The following is a 14,029-nucleotide window of genomic DNA, read 5'->3' on the forward strand; positions in this document are numbered from 1 at the left end:
ACTATGCGCTCGTTAAGGCGCGAGGATGCGGCGGCGATGTTCCCTACCATGGCGGATGAGCAGCAGGCCCTCTACCTCACCCGCCCCAAGTTCGAGAGTGAAGAGGAGCTGCGGGATTGGTTTGCGGCGCCCGAGTGGCCGGGCCGCACATGGATCGCAGTCGGCGCCAGCGGCGAGGTCGCGGGCCGCTTTGTCGCTGTGCCCGGGCATGGCGGAGATGAAACCCACGGCCCCGTGTTCGAGATCGGTTATATCGTCGCTATGCACGCCCAAGGGCAGGGCATCGCCCGTGAGTGCAGCCAAGCCCTTATCGATCACCTCTGGTCCGAAGGCGCACGCAAGCTCACCGCCGAAGTCGACACGCGCAACACGCCGTCGGTGCGCCTTCTTGAAAGCCTCGGCTTTACGAGGGAGGCGCATTTGCGCGAGCATGAGGCAACCCATATTGGCATGTGCGACGTCTATTGGTACGGCAAGCTGCGCTCTGATTGAGGGCGGCTAGGGGTTCATACAGAACACCATGCTCGAGACAATCCGCACCCAATTGTACGTTGCCCGCCTAGGGAATAACCTTCCCGGAGTGACTGCCGGCGACCACTGCGTCATCGCGGCGGGAACCATGGTCACCGGGGATGCGCCTTCGCGCAGCGTTGTTGCAGGCAATCCGGGCAATATCCTCAAAAGCGATATCAAGACCGCCGCTTACGGCATAATGGGCAACCTCCAACCGCATGAATTGGCGGTGTTTGAGGACGAGGATTGAACTTTCCCGCAAGCTTGTGTTTTTGCGATGTTATTCGCAAGTTTTGACACAGTTGATACAGTGTCCAAGGGCGAAAAAGTTCTGGGGTGGTTGAGAGTTCTCCCGTCGCCGCCAGATGAGCGACAATTTCGCGCTGAAGATCAGGAGTGATCGAATTCGAGCGCGGCCTTTTGTGGATATAGGGCTGGAACGCAAGCAGCGGATTGCCGGGTTCAGGCGGCTGAGTTTCAAAGGCCACGCGGCTGATCGTTTGGTGAGGGATTTTGCGAGTGGGGACGGGGAGGTTGGGCATAGCCCGAGCGTATTGATCACAATTTTGGCGGGTAAGAAAATGGGAGTTGTCTGTCTCATGCTCGCCCATCCGGGCGAGCGTCCTCGCTAGACGGCCTGCGCTACGCTTCGACCCCGCTGCGGGCGGGCGGTCGCTCTTGCGGCGCTGCGCGCCGTATTGGCGCAACCCAATCCCTCTCCACTTTAGGGGAGGGGAGGCCTTGGCGCGAGGAGGGCGGGGGGCGATGGAACGGTCGGCGACCAGCCGACCGCAAGCGCGCCCGCGCGCGGCGCTTGAAGGCGAAAACAAACTAAGTACCGGGGGATATTGTAGATTGTTGGCGTGTAGGAAAATCGGCTAGGCGAACCTGACCCCATTCAAAGAATAATACGTCAATGCTCCGATTGAACTTAGGAACAGCAATATTGCGAATGCTAAACAGCATGTTCTGACTAGAGTTAACTTTTGGGAACACCGTTCAGCCTTCCTTAGCTCAGTTGTACAAACCTCAATACCATCTGCCAGTGTATCGAAACCGTGGTTACGGTTTGAAATCTGGACAATTGCAATTCTGAGCATGTCAGCAATCAGCAGATCATCGTCCGGATGCTCTCTAGCAGACACCTTACTGATCGCGCGTGCCGCGCAATGTAACGCGAGGTTGATTTGCTGTTCCTTTTTCGAAGCTTCTAGTTCTAGCCAATGGCCGACGCCTGCGATACAGGCGCCAACAGTTTGTAGCCAGATGGGTATCAAGAATACAAAGAGCGTTCGGTCCAGATCGGGTGAGTTTGCGATAATATTCGTGCACCCGAGAATTCCAGCGAGATTAATAGCCACTATGCTTATCCCGGTGGATTGCTTAGGGCTCACGCTTGCAAAGACGCGGTTCTCATCAGGTCTTTCATTCAAAATTGCGTCTTTCTTCCAAGTGCTTGAATGCCATTTGTTGAAGCTCTGCATGGCTTAACAAGATGCACTGAGTATATGCCTCTCCAGAAATTTGAAAGTGGTGCTGCATTGCCGATTTGGTCCACTCCTTCTGTAACCTATACTCTTGGATTTCTTCATCATTCCGGGTACCGAAAAGAGGGTCATGATGAAGGTAATAGCCGCAAATGCGCTGGCAATCAGCGGTATACTGTTGTGTTAGAATAATATGTGAATGCCAGACTAAATCCACTGAGTTGGATGGCACCACCTTTGCGGGTCGGTATGCGACTTTCAATGCTAAGAATTTTTTGTAGAGTTCCAAGGCCTCCATAACCTGAAATCGAGGGTATCTTAAGCCATCAGGGCAATGAGTAAGCGAGTATATCACATTCTCCAGATCTAAAGCCCATATCTCGCGAGTGACTTCGGCGAACTGCTGCTCGGCTACCCACATCTAGATAACTCGTTATAAATGCTACTACTTTCCGAAACTAGATCTCTGAGCGAACTTATGCGTGTCTCGTCCTCCCAGATGTTCTTCAGATCGTAGAATAACCTAGCTCGACCACTTGGCCGCCCACCAATGCCATCACCTATGGATACAAGATCGTCGGCGAAGTCTACTATTTTGATTGGGACACGCAGAAGATCTATGTCAAAACTAGCATCCAATATCTCAGAACGGGCCGATTGGTTGGTTTGCGGTTGAGTATCATGCAGAAAATCTCTCTCCAGATGTTGATAAATTCCAGAATTTATAATCGCCTGAAGAAGCAGCGCATCAACGTCGCTTAATCTTAGGGCAAGCTGTGTGCTGCCTTTTCGTTTTTCTATGATCATCAAAGACTTCTCAGGCAGGCGTGATCCCAAAAATCTCAAAAATTCATCGACGTTGTCTTCCAAATCATTCTTAAAAACAATCTCCGCCTTTGTTTTCTTGACGCTCTGTCTTGAGGTGGTTGAGCTTCTATGGTGAACAATTTCGTAAGCAGCCAAGCCCAGCGCAAAGGCCAATTGAGCGTCAAAATGACGGTTAAGGGCTTGTTTTTCGGCTTCATTGCACGCGATCTGAAACTGATTGTTCATAATTGGTGAGAAGAGCGGGATTGCATGCCAATTCGCCAGCTCTTCTAAGGTCGGGGTCGACTTTAGCCGCTGCGCAAGGGCAGTGGTTTGACGATCGGCCCTGATATTAGAGGATATCATCTCTAGTTCGCGCTCGCTGGCAAAATAGACTTGATCCCAACTGAATGATGGCGATTCATTGTGGCCAAATGAGTGATACACTGATTGCCAGTCGACTTGGTCGGCAAACAAGTTAAGTCTCGACTTCTTATTCTGGCCGAGGGCTTCCTTTGTCTCCCCTATCACTTTGCCTTCGTAGATTTCGGGCCAAATACAGCTAGAACAGATCCCGAATTGGGCATCTCGATCCATTTCAGGTAGTTTCGCACCAGAATGAATGTGGACTAACAATTCGGGCTTGAGCTCTTCTTTTAGTCTCATCCAGTCTTCTTTGTTAAGATTGAACAGAGGGATTGTTTCGATCAATATGCTTAGGTGTTCACTTACTTGATGTAGGTGCGAAGTATGCTCTTCCTGTGTGAGTTCTGGCGGGAAGAGCTCTATGATCCTCTGATGTTGTTCAATGGTCGAGACTCCCAGAGCAAGGCGGTAATGCAATTTGGCCCTCCGTTTCTGTGTCTTGTGTTAGCCTGACGTGTCTTTTCTTCAAGTCTTTCTAACGAGAATTGAATGACAGTCCCTTGACCCCACCCCAAATTCCCCCTAAGCGCGCCTCGATCTGAGGGCAGGGCTCGCAATTGCGCTCCCCCAACTCACATTACAACAGCTGAACATTGGCACTCCCAATCACCTCCATGGTAAATGGTGGTAAATGGGGTGGCAAAGTAATCCGGGGCTTTTGGCTTTTGGGTGGAGTGTTTCAGGCTTGTGCATTGCGGTCGGTCCGCTGGCGTGGGGTTCGCCCTTCGACAGGCTCAGGACGAACGGTTTTCTTGCACGGTCCTTTTTCTCTTCATCCTTAAAGCGATAAGCGCCAATTTAGGTGAAGAGTACATATGCCAACTATCAACCAGCTGGTCCGCAAGGGCCGCACTCCGCAGAAGGCCAAGTCTAAGGTCCCTGCTATGGAGCAGAACCCGCAGAAGCGCGGCGTTTGCACACGCGTCTATACGACGACCCCGAAAAAGCCGAACTCGGCGCTTCGTAAAGTGGCCAAGGTTCGCCTCACCAACCAACGTGAGGTCATCTCTTACATTCCGGGCGAAGGCCACAATCTGCAAGAGCACTCTGTTGTGCTGATCCGCGGCGGCCGTGTTCGCGACCTTCCCGGCGTTCGTTACCACGTCCTTCGCGGCGTTCTCGATACGCAAGGGGTCAAGGACCGCAAGCAATCCCGCTCGAAGTACGGCGCCAAACGCCCGAAATAAGTTTGACGCGGCGGTGTTCTTCTCCCGCGCGGCTTTTTCACCTTGGATGCACTCTGCAGGTGGAAAGGCGCGAAGAAATGGGAGGAGGGGGCCGGTGCCGCACTCCGAAGGAGTTTTGAAATATGTCACGTCGTCGTAGGCCCGAAAAGCGGGTAATCTTGCCGGATCCCAAGTTTGGTGATCAGGTTTTGTCGAAATTCATGAACAACCTTATGCTTGACGGTAAGAAAGCCGTTGCAGAAGGCATCGTGTACACGGCTCTTGATGCGGTTGAAGCTAAGGCGAAAACCGATCCGGTTCAGCTGTTCCATGATGCGCTGGGTAATGTGAAGCCGCAAGTTGAGGTTCGCTCACGCCGTGTGGGCGGTGCAACGTATCAGGTTCCTGTTGAGGTTCGTGATGAGCGTGCACAGGCACTTGCCATTCGTTGGTTGATCGGTGCGGCGCGTTCGCGTCCAGAGACCACCATGAGCGCGCGTCTTTCAGGTGAGCTGATGGATGCAGCGAACAATCGCGGCAATGCTGTGAAGAAGCGTGAAGATACGCACCGCATGGCGGATGCTAACCGCGCGTTCTCGCACTACCGCTGGTAATTCGATGATTGTGGACAGCCTCAAGGCCATGTCTTGGGGTTGTCACACTTGTAACTGTATGGGGCGCAAACCTCTTCCGCCTCTGTTAAACCCAAGGAATTAGATATGGCCCGCGAATATCCGCTGGAGCGTTATCGTAACATCGGCATCATGGCTCACATCGATGCTGGTAAGACTACCACAACCGAGCGTATCCTTTATTACACCGGTAAATCCTACAAAATCGGCGAAGTGCACGATGGTGCTGCGACGATGGATTGGATGGAGCAAGAGCAGGAGCGCGGGATCACGATCACGTCTGCTGCGACGACCTGTTTCTGGAACCCAGAAGATCCGAGCATGGATCCAAAAGGCGATCCAAAAGCGCTACGTCAAACTCCAGAGCACCGCATCAACATCATCGACACCCCAGGCCACGTTGACTTCACCATTGAAGTTGAGCGTTCGCTTCGTGTGCTTGACGGCGCGGTTGCCTGTTTCGACGGCGTTGCCGGCGTTGAGCCACAGTCTGAAACGGTATGGCGTCAAGCGGACAAGTATAAAGTTCCGCGGATGTGCTTTATCAACAAGCTCGACCGGACCGGCGCAGACTTTAAGTACTGCGTGAACTCGATCATCGAGCGTCTTGGTGCAACGCCAGCAGTTCTCTATCTCCCAATCGGCATCGAAAGCAGCCTCACCGGTCTTGTTGACCTTGTGAACCAGCGTTCGATCACTTGGCAGAACGAAGATCTGGGTGCTGAGTATGTTTACGGCGATATCCCTGCGGATATGGCTGACGAAGCGGCGGAATACCGTGAGAAGCTGATCGAGCTTGCTGTTGAGCAAGACGACGATGTGATGGAAGCTTACCTTGAAGGTGAAGAGCCTGATGCGGCAACGCTTAAAGGCTTGATCCGTAAAGGCACGCTCAACCAGAGCTTTGTTCCTGTGCTTTGCGGCTCTGCGTTTAAGAACAAAGGCGTTCAGCCTCTGCTCGACGCGGTTGTCGATTACATGCCGAGCCCGCTCGACGTGGACGCGATTAAGGGTGTTCTGCCTGATAGCGACGAAGAAGATTCGCGCGCATCCGACGATGCAGTGCCGTTTGCGGCTCTCGCATTTAAGGTCATGAACGATCCGTTCGTGGGTTCGCTTACCTTTACCCGCATCTATTCCGGTGAACTTTCTAAGGGCACTGTCTTGAACTCTGTTAAGGGCAAGAAGGAAAAGATCGGCCGTATCCTCGAAATGCACTCCAATGACCGTAAGGACATTGAAGAGGCGTTTGCTGGCGATATCGTCGCATTGGCAGGGATGAAGGCGACCACCACGGGTGACACGCTTTGTGATCCGGCCAATCCGATCATTCTTGAGCGGATGGAATTCCCAGATCCCGTGATCGAACTGTCGGTTGAGCCTAAGACGAAAGCTGACCAAGAGAAGATGGGCGTTGCCCTCAACCGCTTGGCTGCTGAAGATCCCTCATTCCGTGTGACGACTGACCACGAAAGCGGTCAGACGATCATCAAAGGCATGGGCGAGCTTCACCTCGACATCCTCGTCGACCGGATGAAGCGTGAGTTCAAGGTTGAAGCAAACGTTGGTGCGCCGCAGGTGGCATACCGCGAAAGCTTGGGCCGCGAGATCGCCGTCGATTACACCCACAAGAAGCAATCGGGTGGTACGGGTCAGTTTGCCCGCGCCAAAGCGACCTTCACTCCGGGTGAACGCGGTCAGGGCATCGTCTTTGAAGACTCCATCAAAGGCGGTAACATTCCGAAGGAATACATCCCGAGCCTTGAAAAAGGTATCCGTGAGCAAGCCGACAGCGGCTATCTCATCGGCTTCCCGATCATCGACTTCACCATTCACCTCACAGACGGCGCCTATCACGACGTCGACTCGTCCACTGTGGCGTTTGAAATCTGTGGTAAAGGTGCAATGCGCGAAGCGGCTGAACGAGGCGGCATCAAATTGCTTGAGCCTGTCATGAAGGTTGAAGTGGTGACCCCTGAGGATTATCTGGGTGATGTTATCGGCGACCTCAACAGCCGCCGTGGTCAAATCCAAGGTACAGACAGCCGGGGCAACGCCCAAGCCGTTGAAGCCATGGTGCCACTGGCCAATATGTTTGGTTACGTGAATGAGCTTCGCTCGTTCAGTCAGGGCCGTGCACAATACTCCATGCAATTCTCGCACTACGACGAAGTGCCTGCGAGTGTTGCTCTCGAGGTTAAGGAGAAGCTTGCTTAAGCAGGCAACACAATCTATGGGCGGCGCCACATTGATGCGGGCGCCGCCACCTCCCCGTAAAAATTCAAATTCAGTAAGAAGGTTATAAGAGACATGGCGAAGGAAAAGTTTGAGCGTAACAAGCCGCACGTAAACGTCGGCACCATCGGTCACGTTGACCACGGCAAAACCACTCTGACCGCGGCAATCACCAAGGTTCAGGGCGCTGCTGTTGACTTCGGTAACATCGATAAAGCTCCAGAAGAGCGTGAGCGCGGCATCACCATCTCAACTGCACACGTTGAGTATGAAACAGATGCACGTCACTACGCACACGTCGATTGCCCAGGCCACGCTGACTATGTGAAAAACATGATCACCGGCGCGGCTCAAATGGACGGCGCTATCTTGGTTGTGAACGCAGCGGACGGACCCATGCCACAAACTCGTGAGCACATCCTGCTTGCGCGTCAAGTTGGTGTTCCACAGCTCGTTGTTTACATGAACAAGGTTGATCAGGTCGACGACGAAGAAATCCTCGAACTGGTTGAACTCGAAGTTCGCGAACTCCTCAGCGAGTACGGCTTTGACGGCGACGATATTCCAATCGTTAAAGGTTCAGCTTTGGCTGCTCTTGAAGGCCGCGATCCTGAAATCGGTGAAACTTCGATCAAGGCTCTGATGGACGCTGTTGACAGCTACATCCCACAGCCCGACCGTCCGGTTGACAAAGACTTCCTGATGCCGATTGAGGACGTGTTCTCGATTTCTGGTCGTGGTACGGTTGTTACCGGCCGTGTTGAAACCGGCGTTGTGAACGTTGGCGACGAAGTTGAAATCGTTGGCATCAAAGAAACCGGCAAGACTACTGTTACCGGCGTTGAAATGTTCCGCAAACTGCTTGATCGCGGTGAAGCTGGCGACAACATCGGCGCGTTGGTTCGCGGCGTTGCTCGTGAAGAGATTGAGCGCGGTCAGGTTCTTTGTAAGCCTGGTTCGGTTAGCCCGCACACTGAATTTTCTGCAGAAGTTTACGTTCTGTCGAAAGACGAAGGTGGCCGTCACACGCCATTCTTTGCGAACTACCGTCCACAGTTCTACTTCCGTACGACTGACGTAACCGGCGAAGTGATCCTCCCAGAGGGCACGGAAATGGTTATGCCTGGCGACAACGTGACCATCAACGTCAAGCTGATCGCACCGATCGCTATGGACGAAGGTCTCCGCTTCGCTATCCGTGAAGGCGGCCGTACCGTTGGTTCAGGCGTTGTGGCTAAAATCACTGCCTAATTCGAATTTGAGCCTTTCGGGGCTCACACGAAATAATGAGACCCGGCCTACGAAAGTGCGCCGGGTCTCTTATTATGTAGGCCCAATTTTGATGGTGATTTCGCATCGTTAATTGGGGCTTTGTTGATAAGCGTGTAGCTTCGTGTGAATGTTTGAGCATTTCTGGCTTGCCAGAATCCAACTCCCCCGATATACGCGCGCCAACTCGACGGCGATTCCATTGCCGTTGAAACGAAATTCATGGGGCCTCCCATTCCGGACCGGTCAAAATTGGCTAGGCGGGGCAGGGCGGGCCTTTTACTTTTTGGGAGCGGGTTTCCCCCGAGACACGTTCCTTGGCTCTTTCGCATTGGTAATAGGTAATGGAAGCACAGAATATCCGTATTCGCCTTAAGGCGTTCGACCACCGCGTACTCGACCAGGCAACTGGCGAAATCGCTGAAACAGCTCGTCGTACGGGTGCTCTTATTCGTGGCCCCATTCCTATGCCAACGCGCATTGAGAAATTCACCGTGAACCGCGGTCCGCACATCGACAAAAAGTCGCGTGAGCAGTTCGAAGTTCGCACATACAAACGTCTGCTCGATATCGTGCAGCCGAACGCCCAGACAGTCGATGCTCTCATGAAGCTCGACCTTGCTGCTGGTGTGAATGTTGAAATCAAGCTCGCGTAAGCAATCGCGAGCTTTTTTCACGTCTTCAGGCGGACGTTAAACGGCTCTGAGACTTTGGCCCGCCATTGGGCCTGCTGATCGGAAAGATCGGCAAGACATATGGATACCGCCGGGCGCCCTTTAGGGGGCATCTTGATCCGGGCTGAGTCCTCCGTCTCGCCAAACCACTCCATAGGGAGTGGGGCGGCATCAGCCCAGACGGGGCTCAGTTAAAAAGTTTGGGTTGGCACGCACCTCGGGGATGGTCCTCTGGGTGCCTCTGTAAGGAGTACAAGACGATGCGCACTGGCGTGATCGCGAAAAAGGTTGGGATGACCCGCCTCTTCCAGGAGGATGGACAGCACGTGCCTGTGACTGTTCTTTCGCTGGAAGATTGTCAGGTTGTTTCACACCGCACACAAGATACGGATGGCTACTTTGCTGTTCAGCTTGGTGCAGGCGAAGCAAAACAAAAAAACGTAAACAAGCCGCAACGCGAGCATTTCGCGAAAGCTGGCGTTGGCCTCAAAGCTCGCATGGCTGAGTTCCGCGTTGAAGGCGAAGAGGGTCTCGTACCTGTCGGCGCACTCATCAGCGCAGAGCACTTTGTGGATGGTCAAAAGGTCGACATCACCGGGCATACCCAAGGTAAGGGTTTTGCTGGTGCGATGAAGCGCTGGGGTTTCGGCGGTCTTCGTGCAACCCACGGTGTTTCGATCTCTCACCGTTCGCACGGTTCGACGGGTAACCGTCAGGATCCGGGTCGCGTGTTCAAAGGCAAGAAGATGGCCGGTCACATGGGTGACCGTCAGCGCACGCAGCAGAACCTCGAAGTGGTTCGCACGGACGCTGATCGCGGGCTTCTCTTCATTAAGGGTTCTGTCCCTGGCTCGAAGAATGGCTGGCTCCTCGTTCGTGACGCTGTGAAGCTTAAGCACTCTGACGATCTCCCGTTCCCGGGCGCTGTTGTTGAGGCGGCCGCTTCTGCGGCTCCTGTCACTGAAGATGCCGCTCCTGCGCCAGAAGCCGAGGCTCCCGCAGCCGAAGCTCCCGCAGCTGACGAAAATAAGGAGGGCTAAACCATGAAGGTGAAGGTCCAAAAAATCGACGGTAAGGCGTCAGGCGATATCGAGCTCAATGATGATGTGTTCGGTGTTGAGCCGCGCGCTGATATCTTGCACCGCGTTGTAACGTGGCAGCTTGAGAACCGCCGCGCTACGGCACGTCCAACGCGTGAGCGTTCCGATGTTGCTCGCACCGGTAAGAAGTTCGGCGCTCAAAAGGGTTCCGGCGGCGCTCGTCACGGCGATCGCGGCGCTCCGATCTTTATCGGTGGTGGTAAAGCTCACGGTGCTCGTAAGCGTGACTTCAACCAGTCGCTCAACAAGAAGATCCGCGCACTCGGCCTTAAGATGGCTTTGAGCACTAAGGCAAAAGACGGCCTCGTTGTTGTCGATAGCCTTGAGCTTAAAGACGCTAAGACGAAAGCTCTTAAGGGTCAGCTCGATAAGGGCGGCTTTGCTGGTAAGGTCCTTGTGATCGACGGTGAAGCGGTGAATGCTGGTTTTGCGCAAGCTGCTGGCAACCTTGTTGGTATCAACGTGATCCCTGCTGCTGGCGCGAACGTCTACGACATTCTCAACCACGACACGCTGGTCCTTACCAAGGACGCGGTTGCTAAGCTGGAGGCGCGCTTCAATGGCTAAAAAAGACAGCATCGACGCGCGGCACTATGACGTGATCGTAGCCCCTCACATCACTGAGAAGTCGACTATGGCTTCTGAAGCTAACGCTGTGGTGTTCAAGGTGGCTAACGATGCGACCAAGCCGCAAATCAAGGAAGCGGTGGAAGCGATCTATTCGACGAAAGTCGTCTCAGTGAACACCATCCTGACCAAAGGCAAAACCAAGCGCTGGAAGGGCAAGCCCTACAAGCGTTCCGATTTCAAGAAAGCAGTGGTTCGTCTCGCCGAAGGTGAAATGATCGATATCACTGAGCAGGTCGGCTAATGGCACTTAAGAATTATAATCCAACAAGCCCGGCGCGCCGTGGTCTTATTCTGGTCGACAAAACTGGCCTCCACAAAGGTGGTCCGGTTAAGTCGCTCAGCGAAGGCAAGCGCAAGACCGGTGGCCGTAACAACAAAGGCCATGTCACCTCACGCGGTATCGCGGGCGGTCACAAGCAAAAGTATCGCATCATCGACTTCAAACGCCGGAAGTGGGATATGGCAGCGACCGTGGAGCGGATCGAATACGATCCAAACCGCACCGCCTTTATCGCGCTTCTGAAGTACGAAGACGGCACGCTTGCCTACATCATTGCCCCGCAGCGTTTGGCTGTTGGTGACAGTGTTGTGGCCGGCGAAAAGGTCGACACTAAGCCTGGTAACGCCATGCTTCTTGGTCAAATGCCAGTTGGTACCATCTGCCACAATGTGGAGATGAAGCCAGGCAAGGGCGGTCAGATTGCTCGCTCTGCTGGTGCATATGTCCAGATCGTTGGTCGTGACCGCGGCATGGTAATTGTTCGCCTGAACTCAGGTGAGCAGCGTTACCTTCGCAGCGATTGCATGGGTACGGTTGGCGCGGTTTCTAACCCTGACAACCAGAACCAGAACTTCGGTAAAGCTGGTCGCACCCGTTGGAAGGGCCGCCGGCCACTCACACGCGGTGTTGCGAAGAACCCTGTTGATCACCCCCACGGTGGTGGTGAAGGCCGGACCTCAGGTGGTCGTCACCCAGTGACCCCATGGGGCAAGCCTACCAAGGGTGCTCGTACTCGTAAGAACAAGCAGACGGACAAGATGATTATCCGTTCGCGTCACGCCAAGAAGAAGAGGTAAGACACGATGGCACGTTCCGTCTGGAAAGGTCCGTTTGTCGAGCTCAGCCTGCTTAAGAAAGCAGAGACAGCACAGGACGCAGGAAACTCGAAGCCGATCAAAACTTGGTCGCGCCGTTCGACAATTCTCCCGCAGTTCGTCGGGCTCACATTCAACGTCTACAATGGTCGCAAGTTTATTCCTGTGACTGTTTCGGAAGAAATGGTTGGTCACAAGCTCGGTGAATTTGCGCCAACGCGCACATTCCCCGGCCACGCGGCTGACAAGAAGGGCAAGCGATAATGGGTAAGGCAAAGTCTCCCCGTCGCGTAGCTGACAATGAGGCGCTCGCAGTAGGCACGCAAATTCGCGGGTCCGCTCAAAAGCTCAACCTCGTTGCAGAGCTCATTCGCGGCAAGAAGGTTGAGGAAGCTCTGAACATCCTCAGCTTTTCGAAGAAGGCAATGGCGCGCGATGCAAGCAAAGTGCTCGCATCGGCTGTTGCTAACGCTGAAAACAACCACGATCTCGACGTCGACGCGCTCGTCGTTGCTGAGGCGAGTGTTGGTAAATCGATCACGATGAAGCGTTTCCATACGCGCGGTCGTGGTAAGTCTACCCGCATTCTTAAGCCGTTCAGCAAGCTGCGCATCGTTGTTCGTGAAGCAGAAGAGGCATAAACCATGGGTCAGAAGAGTAATCCAATTGGTCTGCGTCTTCAGATCAACCGCACTTGGGATAGCCGCTGGTACGCTGAAGGGCGTGATTATGCGGGCCTTCTCAAAGAAGACATCACGATCCGTAAGTACATCTTGAAGAACCTGCCACAAGCAGCGATCTCCAAGGTAGTGATTGAACGTCCGGCCAAGCTTTGCCGCGTTTCGATCTATGCGGCTCGTCCAGGTGTCATCATCGGCAAGAAGGGCGCAGACATCGAAAAGCTGCGCGCTAAGCTTTCTTCTATGACTTCGAGCGAAGTTAAGCTGAACATCGTTGAAATTCGGAAGCCCGAAATCGACGCTAAGCTTGTTGCTCAAGGCATTGCGGACCAGCTTATTCGCCGTGTCGCATTCCGCCGCGCGATGAAGCGCGCTGTTCAATCGGCTCTGCGTCTGGGTGCTGAAGGCATCAAGATCGTTTGTGGTGGCCGTTTGGGTGGTGCTGAAATCGCCCGTGTTGAATGGTACCGCGAAGGTCGCGTGCCGCTCCACACTCTGCGTGCAAACATTGATTACGCTGAAACCGAAGCGCTTACCGCTTACGGTATCATCGGCATCAAGGTTTGGATCTTCAAGGGCGAGATTTTGGCCCATGATCCAACTGCGCAGGATCGTCTCATGATGGAAGCTCAGACTTCCGGCGTGCGCCCTGCTCGTTGAGGTAATTGAAAAATGCTGCAACCAAAGAAAACCAAATACCGCAAGGCCTTTAAAGGCAAGATCAAGGGCGAGGCCAAAGGCGGCACGACTTTGAACTTCGGTTCGTATGGCCTCAAGGCGCTTGAGCCTGAGCGTATCACTGCACGTCAGATCGAAGCGGCTCGCCGTGCGATCACCCGTGCGATGAAACGTCAGGGTCGCCTCTGGATCCGCGTATTCCCAGATGTTCCGGTTTCTAAGAAGCCTGCTGAAGTTCGTCAGGGTAAGGGTAAGGGCTCAGTTGAATTCTGGGCAGCCCGCGTGAAGCCAGGCCGCATTATGTTTGAACTTGACGGTGTGCCCGGCCCAGTTGCTGCGCTCGCGTTTGAGCGTGCTGCGATGAAACTGCCGATCAAAACCAAGGTTGTTGCCCGCTTTGGCGACACCTCGCACCTCGGAGGGGACAAGTAATGGTTTCTACCGAAGATCTTCGCACTAAGACCGACGATCAGCTTTCCGCTGAACTGATCGAGCTTAAGCGTGAGCAGTACAACCTGCGTTTTCAAGCTGCAACTAACCAGCTTGAAAAACCATCGCGCATCAAAGAAGTGCGCCGCACGATCGCACAGATCAAAACGCTCCAAAATGAGCGTTCAGCGGCCGCGAAAGCATAAGG

At 53.9% G+C, this 14,029-nt stretch carries 18 protein-coding genes; 16 read left to right on the top strand and 2 right to left on the bottom strand.

The window, feature by feature from the left end; translation table 11 throughout:
* The first annotated feature begins 3 nt into the window (after positions 1-3).
* Positions 4-492 carry a GNAT family protein gene (locus ABJ205_RS13470; RefSeq protein WP_348157432.1) on the top strand — a complete coding sequence of 163 codons (489 nt, stop codon included), beginning with the start codon at positions 4-6 and terminating at the stop codon, positions 490-492.
* 28 nt (positions 493-520) lie between these two features.
* Entirely contained in the window at positions 521-763 is a 243-nt protein-coding gene (locus tag ABJ205_RS13475; RefSeq protein WP_348157435.1) for a hypothetical protein, read from the top strand.
* A 1,175-nt stretch (positions 764-1,938) separates the two neighbouring features.
* Here the strand turns inward: ABJ205_RS13475 and ABJ205_RS13480 are convergent.
* Both ABJ205_RS13480 and ABJ205_RS13485 read right to left on the bottom strand, forming a co-directional pair.
* A complete protein-coding gene (locus tag ABJ205_RS13480; protein ID WP_348157436.1) occupies positions 1,939-2,421 on the bottom strand; it encodes a glycine-rich domain-containing protein-like in 483 nt (160 codons plus the stop codon).
* Positions 2,412-3,518 carry a hypothetical protein gene (locus ABJ205_RS13485; protein ID WP_348157437.1) on the bottom strand — a complete coding sequence of 369 codons (1,107 nt, stop codon included), beginning with the start codon at positions 3,516-3,518 and terminating at the stop codon, positions 2,412-2,414. Before ABJ205_RS13485 ends, ABJ205_RS13480 begins: the two co-directional genes overlap by 10 nt.
* Before the next feature lie 530 nt (positions 3,519-4,048).
* On the opposite strand from ABJ205_RS13485, the gene rpsL reads away from it, so the two are divergent.
* From rpsL to rpmC, 14 genes are all read left to right on the top strand, one after another.
* Entirely contained in the window at positions 4,049-4,420 is a 372-nt protein-coding gene (rpsL, locus tag ABJ205_RS13490) for a 30S ribosomal protein S12 (protein WP_007164630.1), read from the top strand.
* A gap of 122 nt (positions 4,421-4,542) precedes the next feature.
* Complete coding sequence (gene rpsG / locus ABJ205_RS13495) at positions 4,543-5,013, top strand: 30S ribosomal protein S7 (RefSeq protein WP_348157440.1); 471 nt, start codon at positions 4,543-4,545, stop codon at positions 5,011-5,013.
* A gap of 105 nt (positions 5,014-5,118) precedes the next feature.
* On the top strand, positions 5,119-7,248 hold the full coding sequence (gene fusA / locus ABJ205_RS13500) for an elongation factor G (protein WP_348157443.1): 2,130 nt from the start codon (positions 5,119-5,121) through the stop codon (positions 7,246-7,248).
* Positions 7,249-7,341: 93 nt separating this feature from the next.
* A complete protein-coding gene (gene tuf, locus ABJ205_RS13505) occupies positions 7,342-8,517 on the top strand; it encodes an elongation factor Tu (RefSeq protein WP_348157446.1) in 1,176 nt (391 codons plus the stop codon).
* A gap of 362 nt (positions 8,518-8,879) precedes the next feature.
* On the top strand, positions 8,880-9,191 hold the full coding sequence (rpsJ, locus tag ABJ205_RS13510) for a 30S ribosomal protein S10 (RefSeq protein WP_061924928.1): 312 nt from the start codon (positions 8,880-8,882) through the stop codon (positions 9,189-9,191).
* A gap of 278 nt (positions 9,192-9,469) precedes the next feature.
* Entirely contained in the window at positions 9,470-10,249 is a 780-nt protein-coding gene (gene rplC / locus ABJ205_RS13515) for a 50S ribosomal protein L3 (protein WP_348157449.1), read from the top strand.
* Positions 10,250-10,252: 3 nt separating this feature from the next.
* The gene (gene rplD, locus ABJ205_RS13520; protein WP_348157452.1) at positions 10,253-10,876 is read left to right on the top strand and encodes a 50S ribosomal protein L4; all 624 of its coding nucleotides are present in this window, start codon (positions 10,253-10,255) and stop codon (positions 10,874-10,876) included.
* Positions 10,869-11,180: a 50S ribosomal protein L23 gene (locus tag ABJ205_RS13525; RefSeq protein WP_034958167.1), complete on the top strand. Its 312-nt coding sequence runs from the start codon at positions 10,869-10,871 to the stop codon at positions 11,178-11,180. Before rplD ends, ABJ205_RS13525 begins: the two co-directional genes overlap by 8 nt.
* Positions 11,180-12,016: a 50S ribosomal protein L2 gene (gene rplB, locus ABJ205_RS13530; protein WP_348157454.1), complete on the top strand. Its 837-nt coding sequence runs from the start codon at positions 11,180-11,182 to the stop codon at positions 12,014-12,016. Before ABJ205_RS13525 ends, rplB begins: the two co-directional genes overlap by 1 nt.
* A gap of 6 nt (positions 12,017-12,022) precedes the next feature.
* Positions 12,023-12,298 carry a 30S ribosomal protein S19 gene (gene rpsS, locus ABJ205_RS13535; protein WP_348157456.1) on the top strand — a complete coding sequence of 92 codons (276 nt, stop codon included), beginning with the start codon at positions 12,023-12,025 and terminating at the stop codon, positions 12,296-12,298.
* A complete protein-coding gene (rplV, locus tag ABJ205_RS13540) occupies positions 12,298-12,675 on the top strand; it encodes a 50S ribosomal protein L22 (protein ID WP_348311671.1) in 378 nt (125 codons plus the stop codon). The genes rpsS and rplV overlap by 1 nt, the downstream gene beginning before the upstream one ends.
* 3 nt (positions 12,676-12,678) lie before the next feature.
* A complete protein-coding gene (gene rpsC, locus ABJ205_RS13545) occupies positions 12,679-13,374 on the top strand; it encodes a 30S ribosomal protein S3 (RefSeq protein WP_348155268.1) in 696 nt (231 codons plus the stop codon).
* A 12-nt stretch (positions 13,375-13,386) separates the two neighbouring features.
* Positions 13,387-13,824, top strand: a complete 438-nt coding sequence (rplP, locus tag ABJ205_RS13550) for a 50S ribosomal protein L16 (protein WP_348155270.1) — start codon at positions 13,387-13,389, stop codon at positions 13,822-13,824.
* Entirely contained in the window at positions 13,824-14,027 is a 204-nt protein-coding gene (gene rpmC / locus ABJ205_RS13555; protein WP_348155273.1) for a 50S ribosomal protein L29, read from the top strand. Before rplP ends, rpmC begins: the two co-directional genes overlap by 1 nt.
* Positions 14,028-14,029 lie beyond the last annotated feature (2 nt).

Origin of the sequence: Erythrobacter sp., from assembly GCF_039988855.1 — a bacterium.
Classification (GTDB): Bacteria; Pseudomonadota; Alphaproteobacteria; order Sphingomonadales; family Sphingomonadaceae; genus Erythrobacter.

Excerpts from the sequence above, each read along its gene's own strand:
- ABJ205_RS13475 (WP_348157435.1), top strand. The coding sequence starts at position 521 with ATGCTCGAGACAATCCGCACCCAATTGTACGTTGCCCGCCTAGGGAAT.
- fusA (WP_348157443.1), top strand. The coding sequence starts at position 5,119 with ATGGCCCGCGAATATCCGCTGGAGCGTTATCGTAACATCGGCATCATG.
- rplV (WP_348311671.1), top strand. The coding sequence starts at position 12,298 with ATGGGTAAGGCAAAGTCTCCCCGTCGCGTAGCTGACAATGAGGCGCTC.
- ABJ205_RS13470 (WP_348157432.1), top strand. The coding sequence starts at position 4 with ATGCGCTCGTTAAGGCGCGAGGATGCGGCGGCGATGTTCCCTACCATG.
- rpmC (WP_348155273.1), top strand. The coding sequence starts at position 13,824 with ATGGTTTCTACCGAAGATCTTCGCACTAAGACCGACGATCAGCTTTCC.
- rplC (WP_348157449.1), top strand. The coding sequence starts at position 9,470 with ATGCGCACTGGCGTGATCGCGAAAAAGGTTGGGATGACCCGCCTCTTC.
- rpsC (WP_348155268.1), top strand. The coding sequence starts at position 12,679 with ATGGGTCAGAAGAGTAATCCAATTGGTCTGCGTCTTCAGATCAACCGC.
- ABJ205_RS13480 (WP_348157436.1), bottom strand. The coding sequence starts at position 2,421 with ATGTGGGTAGCCGAGCAGCAGTTCGCCGAAGTCACTCGCGAGATATGG.
- rplD (WP_348157452.1), top strand. The coding sequence starts at position 10,253 with ATGAAGGTGAAGGTCCAAAAAATCGACGGTAAGGCGTCAGGCGATATC.
- rpsS (WP_348157456.1), top strand. The coding sequence starts at position 12,023 with ATGGCACGTTCCGTCTGGAAAGGTCCGTTTGTCGAGCTCAGCCTGCTT.
- rpsG (WP_348157440.1), top strand. The coding sequence starts at position 4,543 with ATGTCACGTCGTCGTAGGCCCGAAAAGCGGGTAATCTTGCCGGATCCC.
- rplB (WP_348157454.1), top strand. The coding sequence starts at position 11,180 with ATGGCACTTAAGAATTATAATCCAACAAGCCCGGCGCGCCGTGGTCTT.
- rpsL (WP_007164630.1), top strand. The coding sequence starts at position 4,049 with ATGCCAACTATCAACCAGCTGGTCCGCAAGGGCCGCACTCCGCAGAAG.
- rpsJ (WP_061924928.1), top strand. The coding sequence starts at position 8,880 with ATGGAAGCACAGAATATCCGTATTCGCCTTAAGGCGTTCGACCACCGC.
- tuf (WP_348157446.1), top strand. The coding sequence starts at position 7,342 with ATGGCGAAGGAAAAGTTTGAGCGTAACAAGCCGCACGTAAACGTCGGC.
- rplP (WP_348155270.1), top strand. The coding sequence starts at position 13,387 with ATGCTGCAACCAAAGAAAACCAAATACCGCAAGGCCTTTAAAGGCAAG.
- ABJ205_RS13525 (WP_034958167.1), top strand. The coding sequence starts at position 10,869 with ATGGCTAAAAAAGACAGCATCGACGCGCGGCACTATGACGTGATCGTA.